This window comes from Dactylosporangium sp. CA-139066 (genome assembly GCF_050936175.1).
Lineage (GTDB): Bacteria > Actinomycetota > Actinomycetes > Mycobacteriales > Micromonosporaceae > Dactylosporangium.
On sequence record NZ_JBNJNH010000001.1, the window covers coordinates 15,949 to 29,684 of the forward strand.

The 13,736-nt window shown below is 67.5% G+C and carries 14 protein-coding genes; 4 read left to right on the forward strand and 10 right to left on the reverse strand.

The features are described from left to right. Nucleotides 1-409 precede the first annotated feature (409 nt). The gene (locus ACQEVU_RS00105; protein WP_433318598.1) at nucleotides 410-1,033 is read left to right on the forward strand and encodes a hypothetical protein; all 624 of its coding nucleotides are present in this window, start codon (nucleotides 410-412) and stop codon (nucleotides 1,031-1,033) included. 1,334 nt (nucleotides 1,034-2,367) lie between these two features. Here ACQEVU_RS00105 and ACQEVU_RS00110 read toward each other — a convergent pair. The 5 genes from ACQEVU_RS00110 to ACQEVU_RS00130 all read right to left on the reverse strand — a co-directional run bounded on the left by ACQEVU_RS00110 (nucleotide 2,368) and on the right by ACQEVU_RS00130 (nucleotide 5,252). Next, a complete protein-coding gene (locus ACQEVU_RS00110) occupies nucleotides 2,368-2,658 on the reverse strand; it encodes a hypothetical protein (RefSeq protein ID WP_433318601.1) in 291 nt (96 codons plus the stop codon). Nucleotides 2,659-2,660: 2 nt separating this feature from the next. After that, nucleotides 2,661-3,395 carry a hypothetical protein gene (locus tag ACQEVU_RS00115; RefSeq protein WP_433318603.1) on the reverse strand — a complete coding sequence of 245 codons (735 nt, stop codon included), beginning with the start codon at nucleotides 3,393-3,395 and terminating at the stop codon, nucleotides 2,661-2,663. Beyond that, on the reverse strand, nucleotides 3,392-3,730 hold the full coding sequence (locus ACQEVU_RS00120; RefSeq protein WP_433318606.1) for a type VII secretion target: 339 nt from the start codon (nucleotides 3,728-3,730) through the stop codon (nucleotides 3,392-3,394). The genes ACQEVU_RS00115 and ACQEVU_RS00120 overlap by 4 nt, the downstream gene beginning before the upstream one ends. Then, nucleotides 3,727-4,050 (reverse strand): hypothetical protein, encoded by a 324-nt coding sequence (locus ACQEVU_RS00125; RefSeq protein ID WP_433318609.1) that lies wholly within the window; start codon nucleotides 4,048-4,050, stop codon nucleotides 3,727-3,729. Before ACQEVU_RS00125 ends, ACQEVU_RS00120 begins: the two co-directional genes overlap by 4 nt. A 593-nt stretch (nucleotides 4,051-4,643) precedes the next feature. Then, nucleotides 4,644-5,252 carry a hypothetical protein gene (locus tag ACQEVU_RS00130; protein ID WP_433318611.1) on the reverse strand — a complete coding sequence of 203 codons (609 nt, stop codon included), beginning with the start codon at nucleotides 5,250-5,252 and terminating at the stop codon, nucleotides 4,644-4,646. A gap of 1,040 nt (nucleotides 5,253-6,292) precedes the next feature. Here ACQEVU_RS00130 and ACQEVU_RS00135 point away from each other — a divergent pair. Beyond that, a complete protein-coding gene (locus tag ACQEVU_RS00135; protein ID WP_433318614.1) occupies nucleotides 6,293-6,487 on the forward strand; it encodes a hypothetical protein in 195 nt (64 codons plus the stop codon). Between the two features lie 575 nt (nucleotides 6,488-7,062). Next, complete coding sequence (locus tag ACQEVU_RS00140; protein ID WP_433318617.1) at nucleotides 7,063-7,284, forward strand: hypothetical protein; 222 nt, start codon at nucleotides 7,063-7,065, stop codon at nucleotides 7,282-7,284. A 5-nt stretch (nucleotides 7,285-7,289) separates the two neighbouring features. On the opposite strand, the gene ACQEVU_RS00145 is transcribed toward ACQEVU_RS00140, so the two are convergent. The 5 genes from ACQEVU_RS00145 to ACQEVU_RS00165 all read right to left on the reverse strand — a co-directional run bounded on the left by ACQEVU_RS00145 (nucleotide 7,290) and on the right by ACQEVU_RS00165 (nucleotide 13,358). Beyond that, nucleotides 7,290-11,714 carry a hypothetical protein gene (locus ACQEVU_RS00145; protein ID WP_433318620.1) on the reverse strand — a complete coding sequence of 1,475 codons (4,425 nt, stop codon included), beginning with the start codon at nucleotides 11,712-11,714 and terminating at the stop codon, nucleotides 7,290-7,292. 3 nt (nucleotides 11,715-11,717) lie between these two features. Then, complete coding sequence (locus ACQEVU_RS00150; protein WP_433318622.1) at nucleotides 11,718-12,068, reverse strand: hypothetical protein; 351 nt, start codon at nucleotides 12,066-12,068, stop codon at nucleotides 11,718-11,720. Next, on the reverse strand, nucleotides 12,065-12,196 hold the full coding sequence (locus ACQEVU_RS00155) for a hypothetical protein (protein WP_433318624.1): 132 nt from the start codon (nucleotides 12,194-12,196) through the stop codon (nucleotides 12,065-12,067). The genes ACQEVU_RS00150 and ACQEVU_RS00155 overlap by 4 nt, the downstream gene beginning before the upstream one ends. 71 nt (nucleotides 12,197-12,267) lie before the next feature. Next, on the reverse strand, nucleotides 12,268-12,654 hold the full coding sequence (locus tag ACQEVU_RS00160) for a helix-turn-helix domain-containing protein (RefSeq protein ID WP_433318627.1): 387 nt from the start codon (nucleotides 12,652-12,654) through the stop codon (nucleotides 12,268-12,270). 224 nt (nucleotides 12,655-12,878) lie between these two features. Then, nucleotides 12,879-13,358, reverse strand: a complete 480-nt coding sequence (locus ACQEVU_RS00165; protein ID WP_433318630.1) for a helix-turn-helix domain-containing protein — start codon at nucleotides 13,356-13,358, stop codon at nucleotides 12,879-12,881. Between the two features lie 6 nt (nucleotides 13,359-13,364). Between ACQEVU_RS00165 and ACQEVU_RS00170 the strand changes: the two genes are divergently transcribed. Continuing rightward, nucleotides 13,365-13,646 carry a helix-turn-helix domain-containing protein gene (locus tag ACQEVU_RS00170; protein WP_433318633.1) on the forward strand — a complete coding sequence of 94 codons (282 nt, stop codon included), beginning with the start codon at nucleotides 13,365-13,367 and terminating at the stop codon, nucleotides 13,644-13,646. Nucleotides 13,647-13,736: the final 90 nt, after the last annotated feature.

Consider the following 13,736-nt stretch of genomic DNA (forward strand, 5'->3'; position numbering starts at 1 on the left):
GGTAACGGGCACAGATGAACGAAACTGTCGATCGTGGTAATCGCTGGCGGCGCGGAGGTGTCGGCGTGAGCGTGCTTGCCGACCCGCGGGTGACGGAGAAGGCGGGCGGCGGCGACACCGTTGTTCGCGGCATCGGTCTCACCGTTTATGTGCTGTGGATGGGCTCGTACCGGCGGTGCGTGTGCTTCGGCGACAACCTGCCCTTCATGCCGCTCAACGGGGGGTCCGTCATCGGATTCGAGACCGCGGCAGCAGCTGTTGAGCTGCGCTGCGGTAGCAGATACAGCTCGCCAGTTGGTATAAGCACAACTCGACTGGTGCGTGTGAACAACGCACGGTACGGTGCAAGAGTCATCGAGTACAGGGGCCGCGAGAGCCTGGGACTCCCCCTGTCGAAAGGGACGACTACATGCCACTGCCCACGTTTGCGCCGCCTTCAGAACCCCCTGTGCGGTCGGCGACACTGACCCGCCCTCAGGCCGCGGGTCGGCTCGGAATCTCCCCTGCCGGCGTCGACAAACTGGTCCGTGCCGGCGTCCTCGACGTGCCTATCGCCACCGGCCGGGTCGAAGAGTTGGCCTTGCGCGATCCGCTCCAGGTAGTTGATGGCGAGCTCACGGTTCTCCGCATCGACGCACGCGCGGAGGCCTACCCCGGGGAGGACAGGAAGTACATCGGGTTCCACGTCGCGCATAGCAACGATGAACTTGAACAATCAAGCCTCCGGTGGTGGCGTTCCGACCCAGCCCGGGTTCTTGACAACGTCCTGCTCGCCGTCACTCTGGCGACTTTCCCCGTCGCGGTGTATCGCGTCACCAACCGCGTCAACGAGAAGTACCGGGAAGGCGAGGACCAACCTCGCCACCACTACGCTGGGCAACTCCTGGCGCGGGTCCACCCCGGGATGCAGGCGGAACACTTGAAGAACGCGCCTGGCCACCTGCGGGAGCTGGCGAAGCAAATAATGGCCAGCAGGATCACTGTCTCCAGTGGAGGCCCGATCGGCTATCTCGAACCAACCGCTGCGGGATAGATCCCGCGCTGTCGCGTAACCGACCGCTGCCTGGGGCACGAGCAGCAGGCGCGGCGTATGCCGGGCTGGCGGTGGTCGCAACCGCTGTAGGGCTGTGGACAGCCGCTGTAGATGACGACAGCCGTGTAGTTCGGGCGTCACCCTAGGTCTGGGGGTGACGCCCGTTCTCGCATCGAGGCGTGGGGGTTGGCGGTGCGGGCAAGGTCCAGTGGTGTCGGCCTGTCGGGGCCGGGCGTCAGCCGGGAACCTGCCGTCAATGGCGTCGGTACTCAAGGCGGCCGGTGTAAACGGTATCGACCTGGCGCCCTACGTGAGTTCGGATTGCAATAACATGCGGACAGCGTTGGGTCCCATGCATTACGGAACGGGATAAGCAATACCGATCGTGTTATCCCGCGACTTCGCAGCGTCATTTTTGATCAAGTAAGCCCATGTGACTTGAGACACTCCGGCGCCGACATATTCGTCCGCGATGTCCGACTTCAGACGTTATGAAACTCGACTTTTCAGTTGCCTCTGATGGCCAATCGTTTACTCGCCTAGAACCTGCGGGGCGAGAGTGGACTAGCCGAATGGCTGAGTAGGGTGTGACGCTGTGTCACACCCTCGACATTCACCGCCAGTAATTCGCGCAGGTCAGGCATCTGTCGATCAAGAAGCCAGAGCCTCCCAGCTTCCAGCCAAGGAAAGCGGAAGTCTCGCCCGCCTTTCCGGCTGCGAAATTGATAGGGGGGCAGCGTAGGCTTTTGTCGTCAGCGCGACCACCACCCATTTGGGTCGAGGACGTGCAGTCCCCTTGGACAGCAACGCGGGCCCCCAGCTGCAACTGGAGACCCGCAGGTTGCCGACATCCGCACTAGAGCCCTGCAGGGGACGGAAGCGAGGACGTATGGCGAAGCCAAGACTACACGAAAACTTGCCCGGCGAACCACGCGGAAAACTTCAACGGATTAAAAACCGAAGCGAAAAACACCGAAGGGTCCTAGTGATTGCAACGACAATCGCGGTACTTGGCGGAGCAATCGGGGAAACTACAGAGATCCCGGTGGAAGTTAACGTGACGGTCAACGTCGAGCAGAACTAGCAAGCCCCAGAGGATGGCCCGTGCTAGTTAGCACGGGCCATCTTCGTTGAGGAACAGCTGTGGTGGTGATGGCTTCAACGCCTGAACACGAGCAGCCCGGCCCGTGGACCTTCAGCCGGCCGAGGTCGAAGTGGATGACCGGCACCATCCCGGCGGCACGCTTCACCGCGTCAAGGGTTCGCCGGTGCGCGTCGCCGGAGTCCACACGCCAGCACTACGCCGCCGTGCTCGCGGGCGGTTGCCGGCGTGATCACGTCGAGCCGCCGCGGCGCAATTCGGCCACCACCTCGGCCGCCTGCCGACCCTCCCGGTCGAACGCGGTCTCCCCGATCTCCGCGCGGTGGCTCGCCAACTCCCGAGCCGCCTCGGCGAACATGTGGCGGTACGCGCCCGATCGGGCCGCGTCCCGCAGATCGAGCACGCCGTCGGCGACGTCCCGGCCGATCTCCTGCCACATCTCGCCGGCCACACCGCGGGCGAGCGTCCGCATCAGCGCGGCCCGCATCTCGGTGCGAGCCCGGTCGTCGGCGTCGAACATCATCGCTACCTCCCCTGGCCGGGAAACGCGTACGGGACGTCGGGCAGCGGGAAGTCGCCGGTGTGGATCAGGTGCGTCTCCAATGCCTTGATCAGACCCATGCTGCTGAACGCCAGCGCGTTCGCCGCCACCGCGATCTGCGTCAGCTTCGACACCAGCTCGACGGCCCGGGCGAACTCGAGCGCGGCGAGTCCGTAGCCGATCACCGCGCCCACGCCGGTTTCGACCGCCACCGTGCCGGCCGCGGTGGCCGCGACCGCAACGATGCACGAATCGGCGAGCGCCTCGGCGAAGTTCGTCGCCTGGTTCGACAGCTGCCAGATCCCCTTCGACGTGCTGATGTAGCCCTCACCGGCCTTCCGCAGCGGCTCGGGCAGCGCCAGGACCGGCGCGGCGGTGCCGGCGAAGTAGTTGACGGCCGCGTCGGCGGCGTGCCCGTCCCAGCGGTTGCCGAGCTCGGCCGCCACCCAGTTGACGTTCGTGCCGGTCACCTCGGCCCAGTCGGCGAGGTGCTTCAACGCGTCCCCGGCCTTCGCGAACAGCTCCCAGTTGCCCATCAGGGCCTGGCCGACCTCGCCGAACAAGTCGAAGCCGGTGACCTCTTTGATGATCTCGTTGCCCCACCAGGTCGGGGAGAACAAGGAGGTGAACTCGGTGGCGTCGAAGTAGCCGCCGCCGGGCGTCGCGTCGCCGGCGTCGGGGGCCGTCAGCATCGCCGTCGCATCCTCGATCGGGATCATGACACCCGCTGATGGTCGGCGCCCGGGTACGTGCCCGGGTTCGCGTCCGGCAGTGCCGCGTCGAACCGGGCTGCCGCGCCGATGTCGGTGCCGCGGTAGTAGCCGGCGGCAGCGGTCAACGCGGTGCGGGACCCGTTCGCGAGGGTTTGCAGCTTGCCCAGCCATGATTCCAGGTTCGTGAGCATGTCCTGATGGCGCTGCACGAGTGTGGTGAAGATGCTGCCTTGGCCGTCGACGCGGGGCAGGTAGGTGGTCGCGGCGCCAATGTGGTGTGCGATCTGGTCGAGGTTGCTGGCGGCGTCGTCGAGAACTGCTGGGTCGATCCGCAGGTTCACATCGCCCCCCAGGCTCTGCGGCCGTAGATGGTTATGCCGGCGCCGACGAGCCACACGATGAATGTGGCGATGGCCAGGTGGCCCTGGCGTTGACGATCGCGGGTGCGCAGCAGTTTGACAGCGAGGACGCTGGACGCGATGAGCACGACGGTGCCGACTGCCCAGAGGGTGGTGGCGCCGGCGTTGATGAGGTGGTCGCGGGCGTTGGCAGCGAGGGTGGGGATGCCGATCAGCAGGGCGGATGCGGTGGTGAGGAGCGCGATGATGGCCGGGGCACGACGGAGGCGCCGGGTGTCGTCGGGCTGCTGGTCAGGGGGCACGGTTCTCCTCAGCCGATGGTGATCGATGGACGTGAACCAGGGTGCCGCGCGAAGGCGCAAGGGTTCAACAGCGGATCGCAGCCTGTGGATAAAAGTGCGTACGTCAGCCGCGGGGTCAGCCAGGGCATAGTCTCGGTACGGCCGGCGCTGGGCCGGGGAGTCATGCGCATAACCGCCGGTCATCGCGATCATGTTGGACGGGCCGAGATTCCGACACCCCTACCGAGGTGGCCTTCTCTCGCAGGAGGGGCGGCGATGGCTACATTTGAGAGCGGGCGGGTCAGAGCGGATCTCGTCCCTCAGGGCGAAAACGCCGTCAGCTGGGACAGTGCCCCAACATTGACGGGGCGCCATCCGGTTGATGATCACGAGATCGGCACGTCGGTCACTGTCCGCCCGCTCATCCGATGTGCGACCGTCAGGTGATGCGCCGCGCAATTTCCGGGCCGTCGGAGCTGCCTGAGCCTTGGCATGAGGACCCCGTCCGCGACGAGATTCCGCTCAGGCGTTCCGTGAACACGTCGGCTGGTGCCTGGATCTCATCGGCAGCCGACGCTGTGATCTCCGACTGCTGTTGCCCCAACCGCGTGGCGTTACATGAAGACGCGGGCGTCGTGAAGCGCAGCGAACGGTACGAGGAGTTCGGCCACGGCAAGCTCGCTCGGCCCGCGCCTCAGCGGCTGGCCGAAGCGGCCCAGGAACTTAGCCACGGCGAGCTCAGCCACGAAACTGGCGAACGCGCCACCGACCGGCCCGACGTCAAGCAACAGCTGGGCGAACTCGTCTCCAAGAGTCTCGAGAGCGTCGTCATGCTGGCGGCCGAACGTGGCGTTGAGGCACTTTTCCCCGGCTGGGGTTGCGTCGTCAAAGTCGCTGAGCTTGTAGCCGGTGCAATCGACGCGTTCCGCGAGCTGAACAACGGCCGGGCGGTTGACTTGTCGGTCCCGCTTCTGCGATCGCACGTGGGGTTGACGCTGGATGTGGTGATACGGATCAGCGACGACGACCCGCCGTCGATGCCGGAGCTCAAGGCGAGCATCGGTTGGGATTCGAAGTTCCAGGTACTGTCGGACCCGCTTCAGGTCGAAGCGGGGCGGCAGCAGCCTGTTGTCGTCGATGCCGACCTGCTGCGCGCGACGGAGACGTTGCGACGGCATACCGAGGAGCAGGCGGCTCTGCACGACCGCGACATCGCCGACCATGACCCACTGCGGGTCGCCTACCTGGCTTCGCAGGGGCCGAACGATCTTTGTATGTCGGTCCCCGCAGCCCGGACGGAACCCGTGGTCCGGGTGACGATGGGGTTGCGCTGCGGGCGCTGCGGTTGTTCTGCGGGTTCGCCGTCTGCGCCTGTGGCTTGCGGATGTATCTGGCCACTCTTCGGGCCCGCATCACATCGGGGTAGTTCGTCTGCTGGTCTTTGGCCTGGCCAACGCGTGTCTTAGCGTCGAGGCATGGGGGCGTGGGTCGGGTCGATGTGCACCGGCGACGGGGGCGAGTCGACGTGGGCGGTGTCGGGGCGACGAAGTGGTGCCGGCTTGCCGGGGCCAGCTACGAGCGGAACTTCCCGAGCCTGACGGCATTGACTGCCGGCGCGGCTACGGTCGGCGTGGACATCGTTGACTTGCGGGAGCAATCGGGAAACCTTGCGAGAAGTTGACTTGGTTTCGAATTGAGAATTCTCCCGTTGAGAAATCTCAGCGCGCACCGTGAAGATTGCGGTTCAGTTCGTCGCTGACCGACGCTAACCGTCGCCAACCCAATTGCAGTCCGAATCCACTAGCGAACCGCTACACACAGGCGTTCTACCCCACTGTCAGTAGTCACATAATTTCAAACATTAGTTCGAACGCACAGTTCAGAGGCGGTATGCCACACCGCCTAGGCATGGTGACGAGCGCCACATTTCCCGACTGCAACGCGTAGCGTTCGGCTGACTTTCGGCAATCATGGCAGCTAATGGGCTTGGCTCCACGCAACATTCTTGCCGCTTTTCCAACAAGAGTGCCATGATCCATTACGGTCTAATTCCGCACTGCCACTTTCGGGTGTAGGGTCCACGCTCAGCACCGAGCGCAACGCCGCCCTCGTGCCCGCTCACCCTCGTGCGGGCCGCCAACCGGCACCCGGCCACCACCGGACCCGGACAGCAAAGGACGGCACGGACTCTCACCTCCGCGCCGCCCGGTGCCACAGGTATGGTGGCGCCCCACTATAGGCGCCACCTCAACGCTTGCGTCAAGTGGAGATTGAGGTGCAGCACCGAGGGGACCGCCGCGCGCGGTACTTCACGTTCAGGGTCAAACGGCCCACCTGGCGCGCCGTCGGCAAGGCCGGCGCCGTGCTTCTCGCCGGGGTCGTCACCCACTACGAGCCGCACTACGGGACAGTCCTCGTGGCCATGCTCGTGGCGACCGGCGCGCTGTTCCGCCGGTAAGACCCCCGCCCAGGCAGAAGCCCCGCTGTCCAGCTGGACGCGGGGCTTCTTGCTGTGATGCCCGCGGCATCAGCGCAGCGACGCGAGAGCAGCCCAGCCCGTCCGCAGCCGGTGGGGCCGACGTAACAGTGCACCGCGCCGACTCGGCATCCCTCGCTGCCATCCGGAATCGGCCAGCTGGACCGGTCGTTCTCGCCCACCATCCGGACCAAGCGACTCGGCTGTACGTGCCGAACCAAGTATTGAGGCCTGACGCTCCATCGCGCCGATGTGACATTCTCGGCCATCACGCCGACCTGGAAGGCCCCGCCGTGCGCCGCACACCCCTACTCGCCGCAACCCTGCTCCTGGCCCTCGGCGGATGTTCGAGCAAACCCGCGTCGAACACCGCGGAGCCCGGCACGGCGGCGAGCAGTTCAGCGTCGGCGGCCCCGCCGCCGACGCCGAGTCGCTGCCCGCACGGCCGGCTCCCCAGCGGCTACTGCGCCGGCGGCACCGACGAGCCGCTTCCGCCGCCATCACCGGCGGCGCCGGACCCGGTCGGGGCGATCGTCTGCCCGAAGGTAGCCAAAGCGATGGGCACGACGGCGATCTACGACGATGCTGCTGCGATGCTGGCAATCGGGGAACAGGCGGCGACATCAGCTGACAGTCTCATCGCGGCGAAAGGGCGGGCGATCGTGGAGAAGGCGAAGGCGGCGAAAAGCAACCCCGACGACGTTGCCGCGAGCATCGAGATGGGCACGGCGGTGACGAACCTCGCCACCGTGTGCGCCCAGTCCGGGTTCAAGAACTAGCCCGGTCAGCTGACGGCTGCAAGGGCGAGCCTGCGGGCCGCCATCGTCGCCACCGCCCGTTCGTCCAAGTCGGCGGCAGGGTAGAAGTTCTGCACGACGGGCGCCCGGCCGGTGGCTGCCCGTTCGAGGCGTTCGGCGGGGATGACCGGTTCGGGCCGTCCGGTGCCGTTGTAGGCGAGGGACAGACCCTGAGGGAGGTAGCCGCCGACGTCGTAGGCGCCCAGCGGGATACGGCGGCCGTCGACGGTGATCCCGGAAGGGTCGCCGCCGATGTCGAGGCCGAGTTCGTCGAGGAGCGCTGCCGACACGAGACCACCCGAGGCCAGGTGGAACTGCTTCTGGAAAGTCGACGGTTTCCGAGCCGACGTGCCGATCTTGATACCGGAGCGGGTCGATGCCGCCTCGAACCCGAGCCCGCCGTAGTTGCCGGCCATGTGCGACTGCGGGTTCACGCCGAGCGTCAGGACGCCGCCTGCGCCGGGCTTCAGGCCGGTCCCTGCCGGGGCGCCGTTCGCGAAGTCGTAGGTGGTGAAGTACCGCTGCCCGTGGCCGCCGCCCCGCCCCGTGACAAGGCCGAACACCGCTGATGCGAGGCCGGAACAGTCGTAGCCGAACGGGCCCGCAGCCGCCCAGATGTACGGCAGCCGGTCCACGGCCCGAATGAACGCCTTGATGTCCTCGCGGCCACCCGAGGAGGGGCCTTCGGTGACAGCGCGGGCCACCTCGGCCCGGGTGGGGATGCGGGTCATCGCGGTCGTCGTCGGGTACGGGTAGTGGTCGGTGAGGAGCTGCTGGATGAGCCCACCCGACGCGTACCCGCGGACCGCCTGCTTCGGGATCTTCATGTCGTTAACGGCATGCATGAAGGCCGGACCGTAGTAGTTGACGGCCGCCGTCTTGTGCACGAACTCGCCGTTGGACAGCCAGAACGGTGCGCCCGTCGACCGCTCCATGGCCGGCACGTCATCGGAGGTGCCGGACCCCGGTCCGATGACCGGCCCACCCTCGGCAAGGAGCGAGCCGCGCGACTGGCCCCGCCCGCCGGGGCTGTGGGTCTCGGGGTGAAGCTGACCCTGCGCCTGACTGAAGGTGATGCCGTTGCGCAGCGCGTACTGGTAGGTCAAGAGCTCGTCGAGCTGCGCCTTCGTCGCATCCAAGCCGGTGACGGCTATGTCGGTCGTCGCCGAGGTCGGCACCTTGCCGTAGATGTCGATCAGCTTCTGGGTGGCATCCCGGTCGAGGCCCTTCGCCTCCCACTTCTTCTTCAGCGACTCGACCTCGGCGTCGTGCGCCTTCGTCGCCGCGTCGACACTCATACCGTTGGCAATGTTCGCCCGGTACGTGTTGTTGATCGCGATCAGTTCGTCCTTCAGGCTGTCCCGCACACGCAGGCCCGCCTCGGTCGTCATGTCGAGCTTCTTGGCACCCTTCTCGTTGAGCAGGTTCCGGTCGTCGAGGGTCTTGTTCGCGGCGATGATCGCCTTTGCCTGGTCCTCGGCTGCCTCGTCGGCCTGCCGGGCAGCACCGAACAGGGAATCCTCAGCGGCGCGCAACGCATCGGTCTTCTGCGCCGCCGTAGACGCCGTGTCGGCGACGATCCGGAAACTGTCGGCAAGGGACTTCACCGACGGCGAGGCGTCCCGGAACACAATCGCAACCCTGTTGGTCCGGTCCGCCGAATTGTTGGCAGCATCGGAGTAGGCGTCCGCGTAGAACTTCGCGTCCTCGTACGACTTCTTCAGCGACTCGTACAGCTCACGCGACCGCTTCGCCTTGTCGAGCTCCGCGCCGCCGCCGAAACCAAAGGACCCCTGGAACGCCCTCTTGTGCGCCTCGGCGTCCGCGTCGGCCTGCGCCTTAGCCGCGTCCAACACCCGTTTCTGCAGCTCAAGATTGTTTTGGTACGACCGGCCGAGGTCGTCGACGGTGAGGCCCTGCTGCCGCAGGACTGCGGTCAGGTCACGCAGCTGCGGGTTCTGACGGACCATCGAAGCGATCGACTCGGCTGACACCTTGCCGGTGCGTTTGTACTCGTCGCCGACGTCACTCAGCGACCGAGCGTTCTGATCGATCTCGGCTTTTGCCTGCTGGTGAGCGGTGATCAGGTAGCCGATCGCGGTGACGGCCAGACCGATTCCCAGCCCGAACGGGCCGCCCATGAACGAGGAGGTGGCTTTCGCCGCCGACTGGAAGCCCGTCACACCGGTTGCGGCGCTGGCTGTAGCGGCCTGGAAGCCGAGCATCCGCCCCGTGCCCTGCAGCAAGCTGGAGTTGAGGACGGCCTGGGCGCCCCCGCCGAGAAGCGCTGCGAGCTTGTAGGCAGTGAGCGCCGTCGCAAGCGCCGAGACGACCGGCACGGGGATGGCGTCGATGACCTCAGCGAGGATGCGCAGTTCGGTGACAACTACTGAACCGATCGGCGCGTACGCCTGGGCGATGTGGGATCCGGCGGTGGCGATCGCGCCAACGGTCTGAACGACCCGCGGCCCCTCGGTCTGGGCGTAACGGATGAACTCCTGGAAGCCCTGGTTGTGGTCAAGCCCCTGGCTGAACTCCGCGAAGCGTCGGGTGACGTTGACGAGGCCGCCGCCGACCTGCCGCTCGAACGGCGCGAACTGCTGGATGATCCGTGCGCCGCCCTCGGCGACGTTGACGGTTGCGGTGAACAAGCCGTCCATCGTCGGCACGGCCTGCGAGCCGACGTAGGAGAAGAACTGCCGCCAGAACGGGTTCGTGAACGTCTCCGCGCCCCGCCGGGCCAGGGTGCCCATCTCTGTCGACACGCCACCGATGAAGCCACGCACGTCGGCGAGGTGCGGCAGCAGAATCTGGATGCCCTCCTGCACCCCCGGCAGGAGCCCATCCGAGGCTGCCGTCTGCAGGTCGAGCAGTTCCGGTTTGAGGCCGAACAGGAACCTGGCGAAACGCTGGCCGGTGGCGGGCAAGTTGCCCATAGCGTCGTCGAGCTTGTCGACCGCCGAGCCGGCGGTGGCTGCGGAAGCGACGGTCGCTGCGCCAGCGGCCCGCTGCGCTGCCACGACGGCCTGCTGCGCCTGCTGGATGGCGTACGCCGACTGGCGGGCCTGGGCCGCGGCCTGCTGCCGGGCTTCGGTGACGGCACGTTCACCCTCGGCGATCCGCTCCTGGGAGCGGGCGACAGCGTCCTGGGCAGCTTGAACCCGCCTCGACCCGTCAACACCGGTCTGCTGATTGCGAGCCTGCTCCTCGGTGAGCCGACGGCCCTGAACCGCCAACTCCTCCTGGCGAAGCAGCGCCTCCTCGAGCGCATCCCGCGTCTGCTGGGTGCTTTTGGTCTTGACTGCGGCGGTGGCCGCCTCAACCTCGGCGGCGGCACGCCGCTGGTCGATAGCGTTCTGCCGAAGCCGCAGCGCCGTGTCCTCCTGGCTGCGCTTCTCCTCCTCGCGGGCATCGTTGAGCGCCTGCTGCGCGCGCTGCGCATCCTCCTGAACGCGGACCAGGGACCGCTCCGCGTCTGCGATCTGCTGCAGGGAGCGTCGCTGCGCGTCGGCGGCGGTCGCCCTCGAGTTAGCCAGCCCGGCCTCAGCGGAACGCAGCTGGTCGGCCGAGGACGCGAGCGATCGCTGCTGGCCGAGCAATGTCGCGCCGGTTTTCGCTGACGCCGACTGGGCGGCGTCGAGCGCTTTGACGGCGTCGCCGACACCGTGGAACGCGAGGGCCAGCACCCCGACTGCGGGCACGGCCGAGGCGGCGCCGATACCGAGGCCGACGATCGCGGCAGCGCCGGCCGCGGCGCCCGGCACGATCGCCGGACCCAGCGCCAGCCCGGCAGCGACAAGGGCGTTCATCTCCCCGCGGGAGTTGCCCGTGTCGACGTCAACCTTGGCGCTGGCCCGGCGCCCGTCGAGACGGGCAAGTTCCCGGTCGATGGCCGCCAGCTCGAGCGACGCCTGCCCGGTGTCGACCCGCACTTGCGCATTGGGGGACTTCGCCGCGAGCTCGTCAAGGGCGGCCTTCAGCCGGCGGACTTCCTCGAGCGCCTCGGTGGCGCCGATGTCGACACCGATCCGCTTGCTGGCAAGCGTCGACAGTTCGCCGCGGAGATCCTTCAGCTTCTGCTCGGCCTCGGTGGTCGCGACGCCGATCTGCGGGGTCGGCAGCGACCGCAGCGCCGCCTCGATCCGGCGGCGGGCGGTGTCGGCGAACGTGCCGCCGAATTCCTGCCCGTACCTGCCGCCCTGCGCGCGGACGCCGGCGCCGGCGCGATCAAGCCCGTCCCGGACGCCCTTGGCGACTTCGACGGCGATGGCCCGGCCGATGACTTTGCCGATCTCCTGGCCGGTCTTCTCGGCGCCGGCCTGGTTCTTGGCCACAAATTCCGGCCAGAAGCGGTCAGCACGCGGAACTATATCGACGTATACCGATCCGGCGGAGATGCCGTTGTCAGCCACGGCTCACCCCTCCACGACGTGGTTGAGCTGCTGAACGGCCTCGGCCACCGAAATGTCCTTGGCGTCGGCGAGCATCTGGAAGGCCAAGGTGAGCGCAACGGCCTGCTCGCCGACGATCCGCCCGAGCAGCTTCGCTGCCTCAAGGTCAGGGCAGGGACCGAAGAGGGGACTGCGGGCGCTGACGGCCGCCGCGTCGATCCGGGAGTCGTAGACGTGCATGATCGCCGATTCGACCGCGGTCATGGAGTCGACACCGGCATCAACGGCGGCCGAGAGCAGCAGCGCAACGTCGCCAGCCTGACGAACTCCGCGGCGGATCGACTGGACGAACGGTACTGCCGTTGGATGGCTCATGCGGCGGTCTCCAACAGCAGCGCGTTGGTGAGGGCCGACAGCCACCGCTTGCCGTGTTCGACGCCGCCGCGTGCCGTCTCCCGACGCTGCAGCGTGGCTGCGTACCGCTGCGCCGCGACAGCATCCATGCCGAGCGCATCGTGGACGGCCACCGCAAGCGCAGCAGTCGTAGCGGCAAGCCCCGCCGGCGCATCCGTCGTCAGGCTGCCAGGTACGACTCGCAGTCGGCGCGATGCACCCACCAGACGCCGCCCGCCCGGCGGCCGGCCAAGGCGCCTGATCGCAGTAGCTGGCGAACCCTCGAGGTGCTCACCCCAAGCAGATCCGCGGCGACGGCTGTATCGATCCATGGATCTGAGCCTGCGGGCATTTCCGCTGCGAGGACTTCCGTGCTGCCGTCTGCGGAAGCGCGGCGAGCCTTCCACATCTCCGCCGCGGCGATGACCTGAGCCCACGTTTGGCGCACGGCGACGAGCTGGGCCGGATCAAGCCGGCCCTCCTCGACTTTGCGGCCGAGACTGACCAGTTCGGCGGGCAGGTGCTTGGCGAGCAGCACCGAGATGACAAAGGCCGAGAAGCCGCCCACATGAGCGCCAAGCAGGGGCTCGCCATGGTGCGCGGCGGGCGGGACCGCACCGACGGGGGCTGTAGGGCGGCGAGACAATCCATCGGGGAGGGGTGCCCGACGGATCAACCCTGCCCTTCACTGGCAGTGGCAGCATCCGCCTGGGTGGGCGCGGCATTGTGTCCCTGGCCTGATGTGTCCATGGTGCCGGTCATCCTCCGGTCCCTCCTACTTGTGGGAGCGCCTCACGCGCTTCCGGTCGTCAGTTCGCTGGGTGCGGCTGCATCCGCGGTCGGGTGCAGCGCAGCCCTGATCTCTTCCATCACCACGGCCCGGACGTGGTCGTCCTCGGCGTCGATGCCCAGACGGCGCATCGACGCCGTCAAGATGTCGGTGAACAGCTCGCGGGCGACCCACGGCGGAAGCGTCGGGTCCGAGGCCAGCGAAGGCCCAGCCGCGTCCGCCAGGTCGTGAGCTAATGCCGCCGCCCGCACCGGATCGGCAGGGTGCAAGCCAGCCGCAAGACGCACCAGCGTCTTCCACGACGGCCGGGACCGGCCACCCTCGATCGCGGTAATCGTGCTCGAATTCACGCCGCACCTGGCGCTGAGCGCCGTACGGCTCAACGCGGCAGCCTCGCGGCGACCCCGGAGCAGGGCGCCCACCGTCGCGGCGAGACGCACCTGCTCCGCACCTTCCGGCTTCCGGGAGTTGTAGGCGATCATCAGGCAATGACCGCCGCGCTCAGCACCAGGCACATCCCCGACGCCGACTTCGGCCCGACACTGCGCCACGTGCGCCAGGCCCGGCGGCTGTCGCTGCGCCAGCTCGCCGCCAAGCTGCAGATGAGCCACGGGTACCTCGGGTCGCTCGAGCGTGGCGAGAAAGCCCCGTCGACCCGGCTGGCCGCACAACTCGTCGACGCGCTCTGCGTGGACGGTGACCCTGCGACGGTGATTCTCCGCAACGGCATCCCCGGCGTCGGCCGCGACGGGCATCGGCGTGCCCCATGAGGTTGGTCCAGTCCATGGGGTCGGCGCTGCGGGCCGTGCTCCAAGTTCCCATGAGCACTCATGGGGCACACCGCGCCGGGGCGGCTGACG